The sequence below is a fragment of the Candidatus Chloroploca sp. Khr17 genome (assembly GCF_004138165.1).
GTDB lineage: Bacteria > Chloroflexota > Chloroflexia > Chloroflexales > Chloroflexaceae > Chloroploca.
The window spans coordinates 88,621-112,421 of the sequence record NZ_RYFF01000001.1; the positions used below are offsets into that span (position 1 = coordinate 88,621).

Annotated in this window: 16 protein-coding genes and 1 tRNA gene; 10 read left to right on the plus strand and 7 right to left on the minus strand. The window is 58.1% G+C overall.

The features are described 5' to 3' along the window. Positions 1 to 224 precede the first annotated feature (224 nt). The 4 genes from EKD05_RS00385 to EKD05_RS00400 form a co-directional block, all read right to left on the minus strand. Complete coding sequence (locus EKD05_RS00385; RefSeq protein ID WP_129670329.1) at positions 225 to 3,623, minus strand: S8 family serine peptidase; 3,399 nt, start codon at positions 3,621 to 3,623, stop codon at positions 225 to 227. A 364-nt stretch (positions 3,624 to 3,987) separates the two neighbouring features. After that, on the minus strand, positions 3,988 to 5,559 hold the full coding sequence (locus EKD05_RS00390; RefSeq protein WP_129670330.1) for an HD domain-containing protein: 1,572 nt from the start codon (positions 5,557 to 5,559) through the stop codon (positions 3,988 to 3,990). 18 nt (positions 5,560 to 5,577) lie between these two features. Then, positions 5,578 to 6,348, minus strand: a complete 771-nt coding sequence (locus EKD05_RS00395; RefSeq protein ID WP_129670331.1) for a class I SAM-dependent methyltransferase — start codon at positions 6,346 to 6,348, stop codon at positions 5,578 to 5,580. 3 nt (positions 6,349 to 6,351) lie between these two features. Beyond that, complete coding sequence (locus EKD05_RS00400) at positions 6,352 to 8,292, minus strand: ABC-F family ATP-binding cassette domain-containing protein (protein ID WP_129670332.1); 1,941 nt, start codon at positions 8,290 to 8,292, stop codon at positions 6,352 to 6,354. Positions 8,293 to 8,528: 236 nt separating this feature from the next. Between EKD05_RS00400 and EKD05_RS00405 the strand changes: the two genes are divergently transcribed. From EKD05_RS00405 to EKD05_RS00425, 5 genes are all read left to right on the plus strand, one after another. Then, positions 8,529 to 9,776 (plus strand): hypothetical protein, encoded by a 1,248-nt coding sequence (locus EKD05_RS00405; RefSeq protein ID WP_240695554.1) that lies wholly within the window; start codon positions 8,529 to 8,531, stop codon positions 9,774 to 9,776. 156 nt (positions 9,777 to 9,932) lie between these two features. Beyond that, the gene (gene carA, locus EKD05_RS00410; protein WP_129670333.1) at positions 9,933 to 11,054 is read left to right on the plus strand and encodes a glutamine-hydrolyzing carbamoyl-phosphate synthase small subunit; all 1,122 of its coding nucleotides are present in this window, start codon (positions 9,933 to 9,935) and stop codon (positions 11,052 to 11,054) included. Beyond that, positions 11,051 to 11,896 carry a TRM11 family methyltransferase gene (locus EKD05_RS00415; protein ID WP_129670334.1) on the plus strand — a complete coding sequence of 282 codons (846 nt, stop codon included), beginning with the start codon at positions 11,051 to 11,053 and terminating at the stop codon, positions 11,894 to 11,896. The genes carA and EKD05_RS00415 overlap by 4 nt, the downstream gene beginning before the upstream one ends. Positions 11,897 to 12,303: 407 nt before the next feature. Next, positions 12,304 to 15,372 carry a hypothetical protein gene (locus tag EKD05_RS00420; protein ID WP_129670335.1) on the plus strand — a complete coding sequence of 1,023 codons (3,069 nt, stop codon included), beginning with the start codon at positions 12,304 to 12,306 and terminating at the stop codon, positions 15,370 to 15,372. A gap of 112 nt (positions 15,373 to 15,484) precedes the next feature. Next, complete coding sequence (locus tag EKD05_RS00425; protein WP_129670336.1) at positions 15,485 to 15,988, plus strand: glutathione peroxidase; 504 nt, start codon at positions 15,485 to 15,487, stop codon at positions 15,986 to 15,988. A gap of 72 nt (positions 15,989 to 16,060) precedes the next feature. Here EKD05_RS00425 and EKD05_RS00430 read toward each other — a convergent pair whose 3' ends face one another. Then, complete coding sequence (locus tag EKD05_RS00430) at positions 16,061 to 16,327, minus strand: hypothetical protein (protein ID WP_129670337.1); 267 nt, start codon at positions 16,325 to 16,327, stop codon at positions 16,061 to 16,063. Between the two features lie 176 nt (positions 16,328 to 16,503). On the opposite strand from EKD05_RS00430, the gene EKD05_RS00435 reads away from it, so the two are divergent. Continuing rightward, positions 16,504 to 17,085: a DUF1997 domain-containing protein gene (locus EKD05_RS00435; protein WP_240695555.1), complete on the plus strand. Its 582-nt coding sequence runs from the start codon at positions 16,504 to 16,506 to the stop codon at positions 17,083 to 17,085. Between the two features lie 71 nt (positions 17,086 to 17,156). On the opposite strand, the gene EKD05_RS00440 is transcribed toward EKD05_RS00435, so the two are convergent. Beyond that, positions 17,157 to 17,495, minus strand: coding sequence for an FHA domain-containing protein (locus tag EKD05_RS00440; RefSeq protein WP_129670338.1), 339 nt, complete (start codon positions 17,493 to 17,495; stop codon positions 17,157 to 17,159). Positions 17,496 to 17,630: 135 nt separating this feature from the next. Here EKD05_RS00440 and EKD05_RS00445 point away from each other — a divergent pair. The 4 genes from EKD05_RS00445 (at position 17,631) to ftsH (ending at position 22,079) form a co-directional block, all read left to right on the plus strand. Continuing rightward, positions 17,631 to 17,705 (plus strand) — tRNA-Met (locus EKD05_RS00445). Positions 17,706 to 17,924: 219 nt separating this feature from the next. Then, positions 17,925 to 19,352: a tRNA lysidine(34) synthetase TilS gene (gene tilS / locus EKD05_RS00450; RefSeq protein WP_240695556.1), complete on the plus strand. Its 1,428-nt coding sequence runs from the start codon at positions 17,925 to 17,927 to the stop codon at positions 19,350 to 19,352. Between the two features lie 13 nt (positions 19,353 to 19,365). Further along, positions 19,366 to 19,908 (plus strand): hypoxanthine phosphoribosyltransferase, encoded by a 543-nt coding sequence (hpt, locus tag EKD05_RS00455; RefSeq protein WP_129670340.1) that lies wholly within the window; start codon positions 19,366 to 19,368, stop codon positions 19,906 to 19,908. Positions 19,909 to 20,141: 233 nt separating this feature from the next. Continuing rightward, positions 20,142 to 22,079: an ATP-dependent zinc metalloprotease FtsH gene (gene ftsH, locus EKD05_RS00460; RefSeq protein WP_129670341.1), complete on the plus strand. Its 1,938-nt coding sequence runs from the start codon at positions 20,142 to 20,144 to the stop codon at positions 22,077 to 22,079. A 122-nt stretch (positions 22,080 to 22,201) separates the two neighbouring features. On the opposite strand, the gene EKD05_RS00465 is transcribed toward ftsH, so the two are convergent. Next, the gene (locus tag EKD05_RS00465) at positions 22,202 to 23,698 is read right to left on the minus strand and encodes an aldehyde dehydrogenase family protein (protein WP_129670342.1); all 1,497 of its coding nucleotides are present in this window, start codon (positions 23,696 to 23,698) and stop codon (positions 22,202 to 22,204) included. Positions 23,699 to 23,801: the final 103 nt, after the last annotated feature.

A 23,801-nucleotide genomic window follows, 5' to 3' on the forward strand; every position in this document is an offset into this window, starting at 1 on the left:
TCATTGTATGTAAGCGGCCGACTCTCCAGCGTCGACCATATAGACGTGCACCACAAGCGTAACTGGTCTTATGTGGCTCAGGTGACGCCTATACCCGCTATTGTACCCTCATTATCAACTTCTTGCGCAAGAAGGGCTATTGCTTGCCAGACAAAACATCGCGCCCAGCGCCAGGGTTCCCAGGAACCCTGGCGCTGGGCGCGAAGATGCACGAACCGGAATGGCTATTGCTGAATAATGGGCAGATAGGTGTTGAGTTTCAGCACATGATCCGACTCACGGCCTACGAGAGCCCGGCGATGCATAAAGAGCAGGCCGGTCTGTGATGGCGACGCCGCAGCCCCCTCGGGGCTTGACGTCCAGGCGACGTTGACGCTGCCAGCAGGAGGCACATCAACAAAGCGGTCAGCTTCGGGGATGGCGAAACGTGACAGCCCAGGCGTGTACTGATACGTTCCAGTGCAGACACCGTTCACCTTGGGCGCACAATCCCACGGGGGGCCACCGAAGTAGGCATCGAAGAGGAAGACGCTGAAACTGAAGGGCTGTCCTGGGGTCACCCCAACCAGCGCGGCATCCATCGGCAGAATGAAGTTCTGCGTATTGAACGTCGAGTCGATGAAGTAGACGGGAACGGCCACACTGGGCGTCGCCGCCAGATCAACCACAAAGACCACATTGCGCCCGTCGCTCCCATTGAGCGCGAGATCGGCGTTGAAGATGACATAGTCATCGGTGCCGTCGTTATTGGCGTCAACGTAGATGTCGATCTCGACCGGGTACTGACCTGCCCGATACGGGTTATCCCAGATGGTCACACCGAACTCGAGGAAATCGTTCGGACTCACCACCGTGGTTGCACGGACACCGAATTCCTTCAGGTCGACAGGCGACAGATTGCATCCGGGGTCAAAGCCACCCGAAGCACAATCACCGACGGTATAGCCATAGTCGTTGGCATCGGCAACCATAAGATCGAAGATGTCAACCTCGCCGGTCACGACCGAAGAGGCATTGTTCAACACGGTCGTCTCAGAGACCAGACTGGTCGTACCGACTGACACATCAGCCACCGCCTTGGGCAGCACGTGCCAGACAACATGGATCGGGGTCCCGCTGGTCGGCGTGATCGTCACCGAGCCATCGTACTCCTGGAACGTCAGGGCAGCGCCGCTGGCACCAAGCGAACCCTTATTGACCACCCAGGGGTGCAGGACGGCGGGATCGATGGTCATCACGACGGGCACATTCACCGTGCCATTGGCCGGAATGGTGACCTCTGACTGAGCGGGCGTGACCACCACACCCTGATCGGCATCCTCCGCATAGCGGAAAGCCGACGCGAGCGCCACGGTCTGCGCGGTATTCGCCATGTTCTTGATCGTCAGGGTACGGGTCACGGTCTGGCTCTCGGCAACCGTCTGATAGCCAAACGACATGCTGCCTGTCCAGGCCAGCGACGAGGCACTGGTGCTATCCCAGGCCACGAGCGTGCTCGAGTAGGCTGCGGTTGCATCCACCTGACCACCACCAATGCGGGTAATTGGTGCGAGCACCGTCCCAGGATCGCCCTGCCAGATCTCGAGGTTGCCCGTATTCATCAGCAGCGCTTTGTACTGCTGCACGATCAGGGTATCCGTGTAGACCTGCTTGAGCAACGCGGCCACACCCGAGACCATTGGCGCGGCCCCAGAGGTGCCGCCAAACGGCCCGGTTGCGGCGCCACCAGCGGCGATCGCCGAAATCGAAGCACCAGGCGCACCGATGTCGGGCTTGATCACATTGTCGTGATTACGCGGGCCACGCGACGAACTGCCGACGATCGTATTCGCCAGGCTAATCGCATTGGCGGGATCGATCCCGGCAACCACACCATTCTCAATCTGCGCCTTGAGCAGGTTCGAGGCGGCCTGGCTGATCATAAAGGACGGAATGTTGATGGGGCGATCGCCACCATCGCCACCCTCGAAGGGGTCGCCAGGGGCCACCAGGCCAATCAGTGACATGACGGCACCGGCATCCGATGCGTTTTTGGCTTTGAGGCTGAAATTACACGCCCCGCGATCGGCCAGAACCACCGAACCGGTCAGAGGGGTGGTATACGCCGCACACCCGTTGGTATTGGAGCCATCCGCGTTGCCATAGACAACGGGGCCTTGGATCAAGACATTCGTCGGGGGCACCGACCAGTTCTGGAAGACGGCGGTATTGATCGTGCCACTGACCGTACTGCTCGCATAGAAGAGCGGATAGCGCGTCGCCGAGGGCACGGCGGTCTGCGCCACACTCAGCACCCCATCACCCATTGAGGGGCTTCCCACGATGAAGGGCTTGTCGGCCGAGTTCCCCGCCGACGCGACCACGATAATGCCCATGCCAGCCGCCCGATTCGAGAAGTAGGTGAGATCATCCTCGGGCTGGCCATAGTTTGAACCGAGCGACATATTGATCACATCAACCGGGTCAGCGGTGGCAGGATCGCGGTCAAGATCGGCGGCATTGTCAACCGAAGCCAGCAATGCCAGACCATTGCACGAGGAACTGAACGACGCACACGCCTTGAAGCCATAGATCTCAGCATCGGGGGCGACCCCGACACCCTTGGCGGGGTAGGCTCCATCTTCATTGGTGCCCGCCGGATAGCCCACACCACCGATAATGTCGGCGACGTGCGTCCCGTGGCCTTCAAAGTCAATCGGGTTGCTATCAGTGATAATAGTCGTATTGGTCGAACCGTCAGGATTGAGCGAACCCCACTGCTCACCGAGCCAGTCAAAGCCACCCTTGATGCGCGGTGCCGCCGGGCCAAAGAGCGCCGGATCGGCGGGCTGCGCATAGGCACAATCAGGATCGTGATCAGCCGCGCGGTCACAATCAGGGCTAGCGCCATAGTAGGCGGCTTCCCAGCCAGCCACGGTTCCCGGGCCACCAAAGGCCAGGTGGCTAAAGTCAATCCCTGAGTCAATGACGGCAACTTTGACGCCAGCCCCGGTGACATTCAGGTTTTGCAGAGTGCTGGCCCCGATGAAGGGCACCGTCTCGGTCAGGTCACGCGTGTAATTGCGGACATGCGACAGGCGCTCGACGCCAGCGATGCGGCTCACGCGACCGGCAAGATTGGCCGGCATCTGCACCGCAAGGCCGCTGCTGAGCGTAGTGAAGCGGGTGATCACCGTTCCACCCAGCGCCTCAATCTCAGTACCGACCCGTGTCTGCACCTGCGCAATGCGGCTGGCATACGCGGTGCGCTGGGCACCACTGATGCTCACCTGCTCGGCCAGGGCAGGCATATCGAGATAGACCACGACATCGATCACCTCGTCGCCCATGGCTTCGAGGGTGGCAATGGTGGTGTCCTCGCCGCGTTGCGCAGCAGGGATCACGGCACCACGCGGGGCAATGCGATCACGGGCCACCATCCCGGCGATCAGCGCCGCATCTTCGGCGGACACCCGCTCATACAGGAATGCGTCCAGATCTGCCGCTGAGACGGGGACAATCCGTTCTGGCGCGGCGGTGAACGACCCGCTGCCCAGATTGCTTTGCGCAAATGTGAACGCAAAGCCCGACACCAGCATTGTCAAGGCCAGTGTCACTAACAACCAACGACCACGACCCAACATCCGTGCCTCCTTCAATATACCCAACGAGCCAACATTGGCTGATGAGAGCAAGGGATGGAACCTGTCAGGTGGCACAACTTCGCAGTTGCGGCACTTGATCGGTCTGCGCGTTCACGACCCAGATGAATTCAGGCTTCAAGGCAAGATTGACGAGCAGTACAATTCTACAACGTACTGACATCTGAAAGTGCGGAGTATAGAAATGATTATGTGTGAGGAGGGTAGAAACCATATGTTTGATATTTATGGCAGTCTAGTTGCCTATTGTACCATTACTTGGTTCATTTTGGGAGGGGTTTGTTTTTTTCTGGGGATCCACGGCCCCCAGGAATGATGCTTGCGCGCACAAGCAGTAGCCTGCCAACTACACCTGAGTGTTTGCTTCTGAACCCGCAGAGGCAAGCATAGCACGTGCGAGTTCAAGTGCCTGGTCGCGGGTGGTGATTTCGCCCACCGCCTGCGCTTCGGCGATTGCCTGGAGCAGAGTGCCGAGTTGTGGCCCCTGTTGCAGATTGCAGGCAGCCATCAATTCATGGCCGTTGAGTAGGGGTTGGCGTTTTGTCATCGGGGGGGCATAGTAGTGCTGCAAGAGCAGTTCAACCCAGGCCAGATGGGCTTGCCATCCTGCGGGATCGAGGTTTGGCCCGCGCGTTGCCAGGTGATCGGCGAGTTCGTGGAGCAAGAGATCAGGCCCGGCGTCGCCGAGGTCACGGAAGAGACGGCTCACCGCACGCATGGTAAGCACCTCACTGGTGCGGAGTTGGCCGGGGCGCATGTGTTCGCGGATGATCAGCGTGATATAGCGGCCATCCCGTCGACTCAGGCGCAAACGCCGCACGGCCAGCGCGGCGCGCTCGGCACCGAGACTCTGGTGTCCATAGAAGGTAACGGTGCCGTCGGGATGGGCCACACGAGTCAGCGGTTTGGCATTGTCGTGCAAGAGCGCGGCTAACTTGAGCAGCGCGGCGCGGCGGTAGTGCCCTGCCCCACAGGGAGCGCCCAGCAACGGCGCCAATGTTTCAGCAAAGGGCAGGGTGCGCGTTAGGCCAGGGTGCGTCTGCACCGCGACCGGAAGCCAGGCAGGTTCAGGTTGATCATCGCTGGCAGCAGACAGGCGAACCGAGTCTTCACCAAACAGCCCACTGAGCAACCAATCAAGGGCAGCGACTGTTTCGAGGCTATGGGCCAGGACAGGCAGAAAGTGGACAATCGGCTGACTACAGGTACGGGCGGCTTCGAGTTCGGGCAACATGACGGTGAGCGCACCGCAGGCATCGAGGTAGTGCAACCAGGGGGCCGACACAGGGGCATCGAGCAATTTGAGCAACTCGTCGCTGATACGTTCAGCGGCCACGTTCGCCAGCGCCGGGGCGGTGGCAAGCATCAGTGGGCGCAAGGATGCATGGGGTTGTACCCCGAGGCGCGCACAAAAGCGCGCGGCCCGGACAACACGCAACGGATCATCAGCAAGACTTGTAGGGCTACACGGACGGAGCACCCCGACACGCAGATCAGCAAGACCGTCGGTTGGATCGAGCCAGGCCGCATCGGGCACGCGATCAGCAAAGGTAACAGTCGGCTGCGTCCAAAAGTGGAGTGGTAACGCTAATGCGTTGAGCGTAAAATCACGGAGCGCGAGATCTGCTTCGATGGTTGGCGCACGCAGACCGGCCAGATCGAGCGTGAGCGGCTGCGCCCCGGTGATGACGACCCGACCCGTCGCCCGGGCTTCGTCAAGCCCGACAAACGAGGCCCCCCGCACATCAGCATAAGCACGGGCAAGCTGATACCCATCAGTTGCCACGGCAACATCCAGGTCAGTGGGAACCTCGCCGCGAGCGAGATCGCGGGCGGCCCCCCCAACGAGCCATGCCTCAACGCCGTGTGCGGCACAGAAATGGGCCAGTTCAGCCAGGGCTGTGTGTAAATCATGCATAGCTTTATACAAGAAAGGTCATTTGTACGCATGATACACGATACGGGGTGCATCAGCCGGGGCTGGCTCCCAGCGAGGGGTGCGACGGGCGACGAGGGTCAGCCCAGCGGCCGTGAGGGCGGCCTCCACATCATTGTCTGACCAGGCACGCTCGGTATGGGTTTCGCTGCCAGGCCACCAGCGCCCGGTATCGTCACGGACAAACCAGCCAATGTGGCCTGCCGCAAGGCGACGGTCTGGATCATAGTTGAGGCGATTATACACGAGGATGCCCTGGTCATCGTAGACGACCTGATCGCTCTCGGTCCAGGTCTTGAATTCGTGCTCGGTATTGAGGTCAAAAAAGAGATGACCACCTGGCTTGAGTAGATAGCTGACACTGGTCAAGACCTGAGCAAGCTCGTTATCTGCGGTCAGATAGTTGAGACTATCATAGAGACAGGTGATGAGGTCAAAGCTCGCAGGTTCCAGGGTTGGTTGATGCGGTGAAGCCTCGGCGATGGTCGTGATGGGCAACGCACGGAGATCGGCCTCGATCAGAGTCACCGCAAAACCGGCTGCCCGGGCACGGGCGTGAGCGAAGGCAAGCATCTGGGGGGAGCGGTCAACGCCGACGGTTGTGAGTCCGGCGGCAGCAAAAACGAAGGTGGCCGCCCCCGTCCCACAGGCAAGATCAAGCGCCCGCCTGGGCCTGTGGGGCAACGCTGCCAGGATGCGCTCGGCAAGGGTGGCCGCAAAAGCGGTCTGGCCGATCGCATCATAGATAGATGCATAGTTCTGATAGATCACGGCTTAGGCGGCGAGTTGCTCCCACTGGGCATATTTGGCGGCAAGCAGCGTCTCAAGCTCGGCATATTGCGTGCCAAGGTCGGTGATCTGCTTGATATTCTGGGTCGCACTGGCGGCTTCGAGCTCGGCTTTGAGTCGCCCAAGCTCTTGTTCGAGCAGGGCAACCTCTTGTTCGAGCAGGGCAAGACGTCGCTTACGCTGACGTTCTTCGGGACTCTGGCGAACGGGTTCGGGGCGGGGCGCCTGCGACGTCGGCAAAGCTTTGGGCAGATCGGCTTCCCGTGCTTCAGGTTCTTGGGGTACCCGGGCCGCTTCAGCTTCACGGTTGGTAACAAAATCGGTATAACCACCGATATATTCCCGGACACGGCCCTGGTCGACGAACCAGATCTTATCGGCGAGTGCATCAATGAAATAGCGGTCGTGGGACACAAAGAGGATCGAACCGGGATATTCTTTGAGCACCCCCTCAAGCGCTTCACGGGCACCGATATCGAGGTGATTGGTTGGCTCGTCGAGGATCAGCAAATTGCCAGGCAGCAACGTCAATTGGGCCAGCGCCACCCGCGAGCGCTCGCCGCCGCTCAGGTCGCCGACCCGCTTGAAGACATCATCGCCACTGAAGAGGAAACGACCGAGCAGATTGCGGGCGGCAGGCTCGCCAAGGTTTGGCCGAACCCTGGTCAACTCTTCAATCACGGTTGCATTCCAATCGAGCACATCGTGGCCTTGCGCATAGTAGCCAGGGTGAACCTGGTGGCCGAGCCGCGGATGTCCTTGGAGGGGCTTGAGTTCATTGAGGATTGTGCGCAACAACGTCGTCTTGCCGCTGCCATTGGGGCCAAGCAGCGCGACCCGGTCGCCACGATGAATCGCCACATCATCGACGCGGAGCAAGACGCGCGGATCAGAGTCACTGGTGCGATCGCCAGGGTACCCGATCACCAGCTTATCAAGGGCAAGCACAAGCTCACCGCTCCGCAACTGTGTATCGAGGAAGAGGCGTAATTTGGCCTGATCCTTCGGGCGTTGCACCAAGCTATCACGCTTGAGGCGATCGAGGCGTTTCTCACGGCCTTTCGCCTCGCGGGCACGCTGCCCAGCCTTGTAGCGTCGAATAAAATCCTCGGTTTTGGCGATGTAATCCTGCTGCGCCTGAAACTCCTTGAGACGCCGCTCCATCCGTTCAGCCTTGAGTTCCAGATACTTATTATAAGCGGCAGGGTACTCTTCGAGGCGACCGGCATCTATTTCCAGCGTACGTTTCGTCACGCGATCGAGGAAGTAGCGGTCGTGCGAAATAACGATCAGCGTACCGTCCCAATTGCGCAGAAACTGCTCGAGCCATTCGAGAGCCTGCATATCGAGGTGATTGGTCGGCTCATCGAGGAGCAGCAGATCGGGATCTGAAAGCAGCGTGGCTGCGAGGGCCGCACGCGTCTTCTGGCCACCAGAAAACTGACTGAGACGCTGGTGATGTTGAGCCTCGTGAAAGCCCAGACCCTGGAGCGTTCGCTTGATGCGCGGCTCGATCTCATAGCCGCCGCCGTGCTCAAAGCGAGCGCTCAATTCACCATACGCGTCCATCGCCTCGGCCCAGCCGGGGGCATCGGTCGCGGCAATGACTGGCTCGAGCGCAAGCATCTGGGCCTGCAGATCGGCCAGATTGCTCAGCGCCGCCTCCATCTCTTCCCAGAGCGTCCGGTCACCTTGAAAGCGCACCTCTTGGGCCAGATAGGCCACACGCAGGCCACGCGCCGCGGCGACCTGGCCGCTATCGGGGGTCTCGAGACCAGCAATGATTTTGAGCAACGTACTCTTGCCGGCGCCATTGACGCCAACGAGGGCCACTTTATCACCACGGGCAACCTGAAAGCTCAGATCCTGAAAGATCTGCTCGGCACCATAATACTTGCCCAGATTGCCAACACTTAACAACGTCATAGTGCGCCTAAAAACTTCCTCGTACGGATACCATGACCATTATACCATTGCCTGTGCCGCGCACACCCTGCCCCTGCGCCCATCTGCGCTGGTTTGGCGAGCAAAGCTCGCCAAACCAGCGCAGAATATCTACAAACCCTGTAACCTTTTTGTGCAACGCTGCATCATATCAGCAAAGAAGCGTGCAAAGCGCACCACTGGAAACAAAAAGTCTCGATTCTAGGAGGATGGTCTGTATGTTGAATGTTGCACAACGTTGGTTTGGTCTGCGGCGGGAGCTTGGTGAGCGCTATTCACCCCTCTATTTTCTGGCCTCGCTGGGGAACGGAGGCATGGCGGTTGCGTTTTTCATTTATCTGAACTTCTTGGTACCGCATCCCCAGACGCCGATTGTCACCTTCGATAACATTGCGGCGTTCTTGAATGGTGCTGGTGGCGTACAGAGCTTCCTGGTCTTCTTGGGCATGGCGGGCATTCTCTTCTTTGCCTTCCGCCATCTGCGCCTGCTCTTCTGGAATTTGCGCGAGTACGCTGCCTTTCGCCGTACGCCGGCCTACGAGCGCATGTTGAACAACAACAGCGCTGTTGCAACGATGGCGCTGCCATTGACGTTGGGTATGACGGTGAACGTGCTCTTTGCGACCGGGGCCGTCTTTGTGCCAGGTCTCTGGAACATTGTCGAGTATCTCTTCCCCTTGTCATTGACCGCGCTGCTGCTGGTTGGCATCCTGGCGCTGCGGATCTTCATGAACTACTTTGGCCGGATGCTGATGGCAGGCAACTTTGATTATGACAAAAACAACAGCTTCAGCCAATTGCAGGCGGCGATGGCCTTCACAATGGTCGCCGTTGGTCTGGCTGCGCCTGCCGCAATGAGCGACAACAAGCTCACGATTACGGTCAGCATTCTTGCTGCGATGCTCTTCCTTGGTGCCGCTGTCTTGATTGGCCTGCCCAAGATGATCCTTGGCCTGCGTGGAATGCTGCTGAACGGTCTGAACCTCGAAGCCGGTGCAAGCCTCTGGATCCCCATTCCAATCCTGACGCTGGCCGGGATCGCCCTGCTGCGCATCAGCCACGGTCTGCATCACGGCTTTGGCCTGCACACCACCGAGCCTGGAATGATGTTCTTGCTGACGGGCTCGATCCTGATGTTGCAGCTGAACTTTGCGGTGGGTGGTTTCATTGTCCTGCACAAAGTTGGCTACTTCCGCACCTACCTGATGGGTGAAGGCCGCAGCCCGGCGAGCTATGCGCTGATCTGCCCCGGTGTTGCGCTCTTCGTCTTCGGGATGTTCTTCTTGCACGTTGGTCTGGTACAAAACGGCGTCGTTGACAAGTTCTCGTTTGGCTACTATGCCGTGCTTGCCCCGCTGGTTGCCGTGCAGCTTGTCACGATTGCCTCGATTTTCCAACTGGACAGCAAGCTCATTCGGCCTGAGGCCGCGGTTGCCCCGGCGGTTGATCCTGTCGCAGCGCGATAATCGGTGAAGTACACTGGTGCTTCGTGACAGACAAGCAGGCCAGCTATGCTGGCCTGCTTGTCTGTCACGAAGCACCATGACGCTTTGGTCATGTTACAATAGCGAGAATGCTGGTCGTTGTTGGCTCGACCGCGCTAGGTTGCGATCACAACACCTATGGACGCTGTGCTAGTGCTTGAGGATGGACGGGTGTTTCCGGGGCGTTCGTTTGGGGCGACCGGTGAACGCATTGGTGAGGTTGTTTTTCATACGGGGATGACTGGCTATCAGGAGATCCTGACTGATCCGTCGTATAGCGGGCAGTTGGTGACGATGACGGCCCCCCATATTGGCAATACTGGGGTGAATGATTTTGATCCCGAGTCGTTGAAGCCTCAGGTGGCTGGTTTCATTGTCCGCGCCTATAGTGAGGATTATAGTTCGTGGCGCGCCCGCGGCAGCCTGGCGCAGTTGCTGCGTGACCACCAGATTGTGGCGATTGCCGAGATTGATACACGCGCTCTGACCCGCCATATCCGTACGGCAGGGGCTATGCGCGGTATTCTTTCAACCACTGGTGAGGCGGTAGCTTCTTTGCTTGCCAAGACCCGCCAGGCCCCCTCGATGGAAGGCCTCGATCTGACCAGGGTGGTGACTTGTGATGAGGCTTATCCTTGGAGCGAAGGGTCGGCTCCGTTTGGGCCAGATTATGGCACGACGCTGCTGCCGCCCTTGACTCGCCATGTGGTCGCGTATGATTTCGGGCTCAAGCGCACCATTTTGCGCCGCCTGGCCGATCACGGCTGTCGGGTCACGGTTGTTCCGGCGCAGACTCCGGCCAGCGAGGTGCTGGCGATGCAGCCTGATGGGGTCTTCTATTCCAATGGGCCGGGTGATCCGGCGGCGGCGGCCTATGCGGTCGAGACGCTACGTGGGTTGCTCGGCAAGGTGCCCGTCTTTGGCATTTGCCTGGGGCATCAGTTGATGGGCCTGGCGCTCGGCGGGCGCACCTACAAGCTTCCGTTTGGGCATCACGGGGCCAATCATCCTGTACGCTATCTGCCCACCGGGCGGGTCGAGATTACGTCGCAAAACCACGGTTTTGCCGTTGATCCCGATAGCCTGCCAGCCGAGGTGGAGATTACCCACATCAATCTGAATGATCAGACGGTCGAAGGGTTGCGCCATCCTGGTCTGCGCTGTTTCAGTGTGCAGTACCATCCCGAAGCCGGGCCTGGCCCGCACGATGCAACCTACCTCTTCCGTGACTTTGTCAGTATGATGGAGGGCAAAGGTTGACTGAGGCGCCAGAGGGCGACGTCGATCCGCGGAACCGCCTGAATGAGTTGACAGGGCGCGAGTGGGTCTATGCGTTGCGTTCGGTGATCAGTACGGCGTATCCAACCAGTGGCCCCGAGAGCTATGCCCACGATCTGCGGCGGAAGCACCCGTCGCCCAAGCCACCGCAGTTGCTGGCTGAATTGGTGCGTTTTTTTACGCGGCGTGATGGGCGGGTGCTTGATCCCTTTGCCGGGGTGGGGGGCACCTTGCTCGCCTGTTCCCTCGAAGGACGCCATGCGGTAGGAGTTGACCTGGAACCACAATATGGCGCGATCTACCAGGCGGTTTGTGAACGCCTCGGTCTTGCCCCACAACCCTACCTGATTGGGGATGCCCGGCACCTGACGAGCATCCCCGAGGTGCAGGCAAAACCATTTGACCTGATCCTGACTGATCCGCCGTACGCCGCGATGCAGGCCCGTGCGAAGACCGGTGAGCGCAAAAAACGGGGACAAGGGGCCGCAACACCTTTTACCCATTCTCCCGATGATCTGGGCAACCTCGCGTACAACGACTTCCTCGACGCCTTGCACGCCATCGTGGCTGAGGCCCTCACCCTGCTCAAACCCCGTGGGCACCTTGTCCTCTTTACCAAAGATCTCCAACCAACCGCCGAACACCATAATATGCTGCATGCCGACATCGTTGCCAGGCTGCGCCACCTCCCAGCGCTCGAATACCGTGGTTACCGCATCTGGCACGACCAGAGTATGAACCTCTACCCGTTTGGGTATCCCTTTGCGTTTGTTGCCAACCAGCAGCATCAGTTTATCTTGATCTTTCGTTATCTCCCAGCATAGGGGCAACGCACCCGCCTCAAAGAGTTTGACGCAAAGGCGCAGAGGCGCAAAGGTTTGATGTTGCGCTCTGCGTCAACAGGGGTCAAGCTCAGAGGCTGTCTGAAAAGTCGACGGGTTGCTCCGGAGTGCTGGCTCATGGTCTTTCAGCAAATAATCCGGTATGCGCGGCACGGGCGAAACCTCACAGGTCTTGATGATGGCGTCCCAATGCGGACGCGCAGACCTGTGAGGTCTGGCCTTGTCTCGCTTTGCTTTGCCTTGCTGATCAAGGATCACCGTAAGGAAGAGACCTCACAAGTCTGGTCGAGCGGATTCATTTCTGGAAGACCATTAAGGCGCGCGAGGGACGGTGCTACAATAAGGCGTTGGGTTCATGGCATGTTTGATGGGCTGATGAAAGGTTTGTGATGCTGATATTGCAAGCGCTGCTTTTTAGTGTCGTGCAATGCTGCCTTCTGATCTTTTGCGGTCTTGGTCTGGCAATGCTGATATTGCCAGCAGCGTTGCGTAACCATGAAATGACCCTAGCGCCTGCGTTTGGGTTGGCGTTTCTGGCGATCATTGGGTTCTATGGAACCATCACTGGTTTTACGTTGCGCATGATCCTGCCGGTTGCGCTACTGGTTAGTGGCGGTTTACTGGTTAGCGCCATGATAACCCGGAGGCACAAACGCCTTCCAGGGATCTTGTCAGTAGGTGAGTTACTGCCCTTGCTTGGGCTCAGCATGATGTGTTGGCTGCTTTGTGTTGCGCCTGCATTGGCTTTTGGCCGTCTGATGTCGTTTGGTTATGGGCTCGATGTTGAATTTTATATGTCGCTGGCGGCTTATCTCAAAGAGTATAGCTATCCGACGCTAGAAACAGCCCCGGCTGGCCCGCTCCGTTCATTGCTGCTGAATCAGCCCATTCATCTGATCGCCTTTGGCGCAACCTATGCCCAGGGCATGGCCGATCTTCCCGGGGGATGGGAGAGTTGGGATAGCTGGGTACCGTTCCAGGCTACTCTGCGGAGCGTTGGGTTGCTGGCGCTCTATGCGCTGTTACGAGGGGCCCTCGGTGTGCAGCGAGCAGGTGCGTTGCTGGGGGTAGCCTTGACTGCCCTGAGTAGTCTGTTGCTCTGGCTTACGTATAACAACTTTAGCGCGAGTCTCGCTGCGCTGGCTGTATTGCCAGCAGCGCTTGCCGTTACGGTGTTGGCCCTGCAAGAGGGTGGCAAGCGAACAATCCTTGGGGCTGGTTTGTTGATGGGCGGGCTCACCTGTCTCTACTGGCCGATCCTGACGGCTTTTGGTGCGCTGGGGCTAGGGCTGGGGCTTGCAGCGCTTATTGCCCGTCGCGATGCGCCTGGAACAATCGTGATGCGCGGCGTTGCATTGCTGACGCTTGGCGGGATCATTGGGCTTGTGCCAAATCTGCGTGCGCCCGAGGCTTTCCCGGGGATGTTTGAGGCGGAAGCCCCGTTTATGGGGATCGACTTTGTTGTGCCACCACCGATCCTGGCTGGCTGGCTGCGTTTTACCCATCCCGAGCCAATTGATCCGACGGGTATCGAAGTGTGGCTAGGCTGGCTGGCCTTGGCCGCAGGCGCCCTGCTGCTTGGGCATGGCGTCTGGCGTGGTACAACGCAACGTGGGGCAACGCTCGGGCTCGCCCTATGCGCAATGATCTATCTGCTAGGGTTACGTTTTGTGGTCGCCTATCCGTATGGCTACTTTCGTGGGGCCAGCTATATGGCCCCACTGCTGCTTGGATTGGCCGGTGCCGGCCTTGGCGCAACTGGGGCCGCAGTCGGTCAGCGCCGGATCCTCCAGGTAGTCGGTGCGCTGTTGGCGCTGGTTGTGCTTGTGGCAAGCAGCACGGCTAGCCTGGGGACAACACGAACGTATGCGAGTGGGCCACGTGGCTATAGCCTTGCAACTGATGAACTGCGCCATCTTGCGACCGATCTCGTGCAACCTGGCCCGGTCTTCTTCTCACCCGCCGCAGCGACCGCACTTTGTGGCACGACGCAGGGGGCCTGGGCCTACTGGTTGCGTGAACGCCCGCTGGAGGGATTCGTGCGGGGGACTTTTGCCTCAAGTGATCATCCACGCAGCGCGGCCATGCCCGCCTATGCTGTCCTGCTACATGAAGAAAACCCGCTCGACCACGGCTTTGCCAATCAGGCCCTCTGGCGCGATGAGTTGGTCACAGTCTATCCTGCCCCCACTGAACGCATTGCCTGGCTAAGCGGCCTGAAACCCTCTCACGTCGCACCGGCGTGCCCTGCAACCGTAACGAATCGCTTCCGTGCGAGCCACGGGCTGGGCGAGTACATAGCAGCAACACCTGAACAGCCCCTAGAGATCTATGCAACTGCTACTCGTTTGAGCCTTGCCCCGGTCTCTGATCGCACACCAGCCGAAAACAACCTCGAACTGGCGCTTGTCTCACTGATCAACCAGACCATCGATCTCACGATAGGCAACGAAACGCAGCGTCTCAACCTCACGCCCGGGCTGACCATCTATCAGACCGGCACCATCTCAATGCCAGTGCGCCTTGCCTTGCAGCCAACTGATGAACCTGTGCAGATGCACTGGGCCGCCCTCGAAAAGAGCACGCTCCAAGCCTCTAGCCTCGAACCGGCCCGCAACCGGCTCATCCTTGATGTCACGACCAGCACAAGCCCGCTTGAGACCGCAGTAGAGTTGGAGTTGCGCATACGTAATCAGAGCACGCAACAGTTGCGGCTTGCCATCGAGATCTATGAAGAGCTCACAGGCTACCGTGGAACCCCAAGTCATTATGCCGGTACAACAATCACCTTGCCCGCTGATGGCGACTACCACCTCCACCTTGATCTCCAGACCCCGACGGCGGATCTCGATGGCACAGATATCGGCCTACAAGCCATTGATCTGCGCGACGGGCAATACTTCGCAAGCCTCTGGATTTACCAGGGCGAACAGATACGCCGGTTCATTCCACTCGTCGCCTTTGCGCGGCGCAATGGTCTGGTCGAAGCCATCGAACCACTGAGCGCCACTACGGTAGCGGTAACGATTGACCCACCCGCGCAGGCGCTTGAAGCCACCTTTGGTGCGCTTGCCTCGCTGGAAGGCTACGAACTGAGTGAAGAACGGCTGCGTAGTGGCGACAACCTGCGGCTCAGCTTGCTCTGGCGGGCCGAGGCACCGGCCACGCAACCCTACCTCGTCTTTGTGCAACTGCTTGATGCCAACGAGCAAAAAATCGCCCAATGGGACGGGTTAGCAGGTGGCGACTGGCGGCCCATCAGCGTATGGCAACCGGGCGAACGACTCTGGCAAGACATACCCCTGACAATCGCACCGGATGCGCCACCGGGTCGTTATCGTGTTGTCATCGGATTGTATGATCCGGGAACGGGTGAACGGCTTGCGCTTGGCAACAACGGCGACATGTTAACCCTGACTGAGGTAGAGGTGATCGACGCATCTGCTCTGCCACACTGATACGTTCATGCTCTATTGCCAGAATTGTCAAGATGATGTATAGTATATGCACAGGTACTGCACAGGTACGTTATCGTGAAAAATAGTGAATAGAGAGAAAGAATAAACACCCATGCAAATTTACGATTTTGAAGCACCGTTGCTTGACAACACCCCACAATCTCTTGCCGCGTATCGTGGCAAAGTGGTCTTGGTTGTCAATGTCGCCAGCAAATGTGGTTTTGCGCCGCAATACGCTGGGCTCGAGGCGTTGTACGAGCGATATAAAGACGATGGCCTGGTCATCCTTGGATTTCCGTGCAACCAGTTTGGCTTTCAAGAGCCAGGGAACGCCGAAGACATCCAGCAGTTTTGTTCGATGACCTACGGCGTCAACTTTCCGATTTTTGCCAAAGTTGACGTAAATGGCCCGACGGCCCATCCGCTCTACGACTATCTCAAGCGTGCCCAACCTGGCTTTCTTGGGAGCGAGGCAATCAAATGGAACTTCACCAAATTCCTGATTGACCGTAACGGAACGGTTCGGCGGCGCTATGCCCCGACCGACACCCCCGAAGCGATTGAGCGCGATCTTATTGCTCTGCTGAAAACCCCAATGCCTGAAGCCATGGTATAGACGTTCACCATTGGTGCCGCACACACAAAAGACCAGCAATGCTGGTCTTTTGTGTGTGCGGCACCAAAAAACTCACCCCTTAACGCGCCGCATGATCTCATCAACATCAAGGCCAGCCTGTTTCGCAAGACGGATCTGTTCAAGCAGACGTGCTTCAGCTTCAGCTTTGCGCGTCTCGGCATCAGTGAGCCGGCGTCGGTCGTCGTCAGCTATCAGCAAGCGATCCTCGCGGGCCTGATCTTCAGTCCACTTCCACACTTGCTCAAAAAAGAGACCAGTTTCACGAAAGAGTAGCGTAAAGATCCCGGTATTATTCTCACCGACGGGACGATTGGTCATAACACGCTCCTTGAAATCAAGCTCCGCTACTCCTATTGTATGACGTGGGAGGCAAAAAGTCAACGCAAAGAACGCGACCGGTTGTGAAACCACACCAATCTTTTGTCTTGCATTTGGGTAGCTGTAATGCTATAATCCAGCGAGCGAAGGTTTGCATATATGAAATGGGGGCAGCAATGAGGGCATTGCACCAGTTTCGCTCACCGATGGCTCAGGCGGGAGCGAGGCGCTATATTGATCTCGGTGGGCAAGCGGTTCACATCTTTCAGTTTGCTGCACCTGTCGATCTGGCGTATGAATACTTCTGCGATGTCCCAGCCGTCTTCGAACTCTTGCCCGATGCCCTCAGTTGTTATCCCTATGGGCCAGACCGCTATCGTTTGACCGTCGGGGCAACTGACGGGCATGGGCACAATATGGCGGCGGTCTTCGATCTCTACGCACACCACGAGCCTGGCAAGGCTATCCGGATCCATCCAGCCAAGGATGGTCCTCCTCTTTCTTCCGACGAGGGCCTGTTCCACGGCTCACTCTCGGCCGACGCGTTCTTTCGGCCAGGGCATGGTTGCACCCTCATTGAATATGCCGTTGAGATTGACATGTCGATCCCGGTGCCCAATGTGCTGCGCATGATGCCAACGACGCTGCTTCAGTCGATTGGCGAGCGCACAATGTCCTTCAAGATGACCCAGATGATCAATGGGTTTACCCGTGGCATTAGCAATGATTTCCATCTCTGGGCCAATGGGGTCATCTAAAACGAACGCATGAGATAAAGAAGCGGCGCGAGACCCTTGGTCTCGCGCCGCTTCTTTATCTCATGCGTTCGCTACCAGCGCGAGCCGCCACCAACCTGACGCTCAGCAAGGCTTTCAAGCGAAGCTTTAAAGGTCACCGTGCCAAGGGTGATCAGGCTTCCTTCTTCGATGCGTTGCTGAGACGTGACCGGTTCGCCATTGACAAAGACGGTTGCCCGAGGATCAAGCGGCACAATAAACCAGCGATCAAGGATTGTCCGTAACTCGGCATGAAGGGGCAAAATGAGGCGATCCAGCAAGATCATGCCACATCCCGGGGTAGAGCCGATAATGGTACTACGACCAGTTACAACGGTTGTTTCACCAACACGTGAGCCTGAAACACCAAGCAATGCGAGTGCGCGTGCCATGTGACTCTACTTTCTACCAGAGGGAAAATTTTTGTTGTGGATCTTTAACTACTATAGTACTGGCGTGTGCCGATGTCAAGAAGGAATGAACTTTGTTGACGCTTATTGGTGCGCATGGTACAATGTCCAGCGCTGGTCGGGGTAGCTCAGCGGTAGAGCAAACGGCTCATAATCGTTAGGTCGCGGGTTCAAATCCCGCCCCCGACACCACCAAGACGATGGAACGTACCTACGTTCCATCGTTTTCATCTTTCGTATGATCACGAAACGTGTCATGCTGAGCGCAGGGCATCATCGCCGTTCTTGTGGCACACCAGAGACCCTTCGCTCCGCCTTCGGCTCCGCTCAGGGTGGCATGGGGATGCTGCGCTCGGCCTATTTCCTATCTCCTAGCCTATGCACGAGGCGCTCCTTTATCATGTACGCACGGTGTTGCGTCGGTACCACCTCGACCATCCTGAGGTTCTGCTGCTCGTCGCGGTGTCGGGTGGCCCCGATTCGCTGGTCTTATTGCACCTGCTGACCAGGTTGCGAGCCCAGGGCGGCTCGCAGATCCATATTGCCCATCTTGATCACGGGATTCGCCCCGAAGCTGCAACCGAGGCTCAGTATGTTGCGACGCTTGCCGCAACCTGGGGCGTGCCGGGAACCTTTGCCCGCCGCGATGTGCCAAACCTCGCCAAGGCCCACGCCGAGGGTTTGCCTGCGGCCGCACGCCGTGCCCGCTATCACTTTCTGGCCTCAACAGCGATGGAGATCGGGGCCGACGCGGTGGTTGTCGCCCATCACGCCGATGATCAGGCCGAAACGGTCTTGCTCCACCTCCTCCGTGGGGCCGGTCTCGCCGGGTTGCGCGGCATGCGCGAAGCGGTTCCCTGGGATGCATGGGCACCGTCTGAGCGCTCACGTCCCACGCAGGACGGGCCGGTGCTGCTCCGCCCTCTGCTTGCCATTGCTCGTGAACAACTGCTCGCCTATGCTTCCCTCTGGCAACTCGAACCGGTTGACGATCCGAGTAACCGCGCTGAACGCTATGCCCGTACGCGGATCCGTCAGTTATTGCCGATCCTTGCCAACGAGAATCCCCAACTCGTCGCCACCCTCGGGCGTACAGCACAGATCCTGGCGGATGATTATGCTTTTATCCAGAGCCAGCTTGATCAGATCTGGCCTAACCTCGCCACGGTAGGTGACGGATTCGTCGCCTTGCAACGTAAACGCTTGCTTGCCTTGCCTTTGGCCTTGCAACGCCAGGCTCTGCGTCGTGCCGCCGAACAACTCGGGGTCACTGATCTAAGCCTGGCGCTAATCGAGACGGCGCGTGAGGCAATGTACCACGTCGGACGTCAGTTCCAGCTTGGGCATGCGCTCGTGCTTGAGGTGGAAGATGCCACCCTGCAACTCAGTCAACCGGGACATCGGCAGATTGCTGATGTTCCCCAATTGAGCAACGATGAAATCCACTTGTCTGTCCCGGGTGCGGTCGAACTGGGCAATGGATGGTGGTGTTTTGTCCAGGAAGAACCACCACCTGAACCAGATGCGTGGTGGGTCGCCCTGGATGCTGACCGGCTCGCTGGATCGCTCATCCTGCGCCGTCGGCGCGCCGGCGATCGGTTTCGTCCTATTGGCGGGCCGGGCAGTCGGAAAGTGCAAGATTTTATGGTTGACCGCAAACTGCCGCGCCGCCTGCGGGATGGCTGGCCTCTCCTCACAACCCCGACAGCGATTGTCTGGCTTGCCGGGCTGCGTGCTGACGAACGCTTTCTTGCCAGCCCAACGACTCAGCGTACAATATGGGTAGGGCTTGTTTCACAACGGATACGCAGGTTTCCCGGCCAGGGAATGCCGGGATGAGAAGAGGAATTCAATGCGCGATGACATTGCCAGGGTCTTGATTCCATCCGATCAGATCCAGTCACGAGTTCATGAGTTGGGACGGCAGATCACTCAGGATTATGTCGAGTGCGACACCCTCTTGCTGGTGGGGGTTCTCAAGGGATGTGCGACCTTTATGGTTGATCTGGCACGTTCCATTGACCTGCCCCTGGCGGTAGATTATATTGCCATTGCGAGCTATGGTGCCAGCACCGAGTCGAGTGGCGTTGTCCGGATGCTCAAGGATCTCGAGACCGATATTGCCGGTCGCCATATCTTGATTGTCGAGGATATTATCGATAGCGGTCTGACCCTTGCCTATCTGTGTGCCCAGCTTCAGCGGCGGAACCCCGCCAGTCTGCGCATCTGTACCCTGCTCAATAAGCCCGAACGCCGCAAAGCCGAGGTCAAGGTTGATTACCTGGGCTTTGATATCCCCAATGAGTTTGTGGTTGGCTATGGTCTGGATTATGCTGAACGCTACCGCAACCTCCCTTATATCGGCATTCTTCGCCCTGAAATCTACACCGAGTGATCTAGATTACAAATATGGTGTGATCTGGTTCCCTTGAAGCAGGGGCACCACTCTGTTATACTGCACTATACGTTCACAATGCCTCTGAGTAGGGTATTGGGGCCTGTGGCCCCCAAGAATCGTGCTGTAGCTGGTCAAAACCCCAACTGTGCTGGGGTTTTTGACCAGCTACAACAAGAATCCCGGGCTGGCACGGAAAGAGCACAGAGCTTTTGGAAGGGTAGAAGCAACATATGGGTGACAATCGCTGGCTGAAAAATAGTTTTGTCTATCTGATCATTCTGGTCGCGGCTCTGGCGCTCTTCTTTCAATATTTTGGTGGCTCAACAACCCAGAATAATGAAAAAGGTATCGCCGAAGTCATTACTGATATCGAAGCCGGGCGTGTTGCGACAATTCAAGCCCAGGCCGGTGATGAGCAGATCATTGTCCAATATCGTGATGGGAGTGAGTATCGCTCGCGCCTCGAGACGGGCGATAGTGTGATGTCGCTGCTGGCAAGCTATGGTATTCCTTTGAATAGCAATGATGGCGGGCCAGTGAGTGTGCAGGTTGCCCCTGCACCAGCATGGGGTGGCCTGCTGAGCATCTTTACGATCCTGTTGCCAACCCTGCTGCTGATTGGTTTCTTTGTCTTCTTTATGCGCCAGGCGCAGGGTTCGAATAATCAGGCGATGTCATTTGGCAAGAGCCGCGCACGCATGTTTGCCGGTGATAAGCCAACGGTGACCTTTGCCGATGTCGCCGGGCAGGAAGAGGCGAAACAGGATCTGACCGAGATTGTCGAGTTCCTGAAGTTTCCTGATAAGTTTGCCGCCCTCGGTGCCCGTATTCCGCGGGGTGTGTTGATGGTTGGCCCTCCTGGGACAGGCAAGACGCTCTTGTCGCGTGCGGTCGCCGGTGAGGCTGGGGTGCCATTCTTTAGCATCTCTGGTTCTGAGTTTGTCGAGATGTTTGTTGGTGTTGGTGCGTCGCGTGTGCGTGATCTCTTTGATCAGGCCAAGCGCAATGCGCCGTGTATCGTCTTTATTGATGAGATCGATGCGGTTGGCCGTCAGCGCGGTGCCGGGCTCGGTGGTTCGCACGATGAGCGCGAGCAGACGCTCAACCAGATCCTGGTCGAGATGGATGGCTTCGATACCAATACCAATGTGATCGTGGTCGCCGCCACCAACCGGCCCGATGTGCTCGATCCGGCGTTGATCCGGCCCGGTCGTTTCGACCGTCAGGTTGTGCTTGACGCGCCCGATGTCCGTGGCCGCATTGATATCCTCAAGGTGCATACCAAAGGCAAGCCACTGGCTGATGATATCAACATGGAGATCATTGCTCGGTTGACGCCTGGGTTCTCAGGGGCTGACCTGATGAATGCGGTCAATGAGGCCGCCATTCTGGCCGCCCGGCGCTCGAAGAAGAAGATCGGGATGTCTGAACTTCAAGACTCGATCGAGCGTGTTGCCCTCGGTGGTCCCGAGCGCCGTTCACGGGTGATGACTGACCGCAAAAAACTGGTGGTCGCTTACCACGAGTCAGGGCACGCGATTACCGGTGCGGCCATGCCCCGCGCCAATCGCCTCCAGAAGGTGACGATTATCCCGCGTGGTCGCGCCGGTGGGTACGCCCTCTTCTTGCCCGATGAGGATAACCTGGGCCTACAGAGCCTGGCCTACTTCAAGGCTGATATGGTTGTGGCAATGGGTGGCCGTGCGGCGGAAGAGATTATCTTTGGGCCAGAAGAGATTACGACTGGTGCGTCGGCTGACCTGGTGAGCGTGACGCGCACGGCTCGCTCGATGGTCACGCGGTATGGCATGAGTAACAAGCTCGGGCCAATCGTCTTTGGCGAGAAGGAAGAGTTGATCTTCCTCGGTCGCGAGATTAGCGAGCAGCGCAACTATGGTGATGAGGTTGCCCGCCAGATCGACTCGGAAGTGCATCGCCTGGCGACTGAAGCCTATGAGACGGCCTATCAGGTTTTGATCAATAACCGTGATGTGCTAGACGATATGGCGAATGCCTTGCTCGAATTCGAGACGGTCGAAGGCGAACAACTCGCTGAGTTGATGAGCCGGGTCAAGCCGATGGTGATTGATATGACCCGTCAGAATGGCACCCGGCACCAGAATACACCTTCGCTGCCACCACCTGCGTCAGGGACGTTGCCCGCGTAACGTCTCGCAGAAGCACCAACACGAAGGGGGCCACAAGGCCCCCTTCGTGTTGGTGCTTCTGCGAAGTGTGCAGGCCTCACAGGTCTTGAAGAGCTGTGAGGCCTACCGGAAAGGAACTGGCCTTACTCTGCATTATCAATCTGCGCCCGCTGCAAACTACCACTGTAGTCGACATAGACGCTCTTCCACTCGCTAAACACATCAAGCATTGTCGGCCCCGCCTCGCGGTGGCCGTTGCCTGTTGCTTTCACCCCGCCAAAGGGCAGGTGGATCTCGGCGCCAATCGTTGGTGCATTGATATAGACAATGCCTGCTTCGAGTTCGTGCATCGCCCGGTAGGCCGCATTGATGTCCCGCGTATAGATCGATGAAGAGAGGCCATACGCGACATCATTTGCGACAGCAAGAGCTTCATCAAAGCTCTCAACCTCGATGACGCTCAAGACAGGCCCAAAGATCTCCTCGCGGGCAATGCGCATCGTTGGGCGTACGCCCGTGAAGATGGTTGGCTGCACAAACCAACCGCTGGCATACGTACCTTCGGTCAACCGGTGGCCCCCACAGCGCAGCGTGGCCCCCTCAGCCTTGCCCACCTCGATATAGCCAAGCACTCGCTCGAGTTGCGCTTCATTGACCAGCGGCCCCATCTCGGTCGCGGGGTGCAGACCGTTGCCAATCTGCAACGCCTGCGCACGGGCCACCAGGCGCTCGATCAATGGCTCGGCAACCTTGCGATGGACAATGACGCGGCTAGTCGCTGTACAGCGCTGCCCTGTCGTGCCAAAGGCTGCCCAGACCACGCCCTGCTCGACCAGATCAAGGTCGGCATCGTCCATCACGATCAGCGGATTTTTGCCCCCCATTTCGAGGCTGACCCGCTTGATCTGCCTGGCACCTAGCTCGTAGACCAGACGACCCACCTCGGTGCTGCCGGTAAAAGAAAGCACCGGCACATCGGGATGCTCGACCAGCGGCTGACCGGCACTCGGGCCATGGCCGGTCACAATATTGACGACCCCCGGCGGCAAGCCTGCTTCAACGAGGCACTCGACCAGGTTAAAGGTACTGATTGATGCATCTTCACCGGGTTTGATCACCACCGTATTGCCACAGACGAGCGCAGGCAGCATCTTCCACGAGGCAATCGCCATCGGAAAATTCCACGGCGTAATCATCCCAATCACACCGATTGGCTGACGGATGCTCATCTGGAACTTGTTGGGCAACTCTGACGGCGTCGTGACACCGTGCATCCGGCGGCCCTCACTGCCAGCGTATTGCGCCATACCAATGGCTTCGACAATATCGCCGCCCGCCTCAAAGAGCGGCTTGCCCATTTCACGGGTCAAATCGTGGCTATAGCGCTCTTTGCGAGCCAGGAGCAGATCGGCAGCCTTGAGCAAAATCTCGCCACGGCGAGGTGCCGGCACCTTGCGCCAGGTTGCATACGCCGCCTTGGCCGCAGCAACGGCGGCCTCAATATCATCGGCATTGCTATCTTGAAAGATGCCTACGAGATCAGTGGTATCTGCCGGATTGCGCCGCTCAAACGTCTTGCCACCCAGACTCGGCACAAACTCACCATTAATAAAATTCATGAACAGACGTGTCTCGGACATCCTTGTCTCCTTCTTCTTCAAACGAGCCTGGGTCTATGGTACCATACGGATAAGTACACTTGGTGGGCTTCGAACATCTTTGCCTTGCGCACAAAAAGCCAGC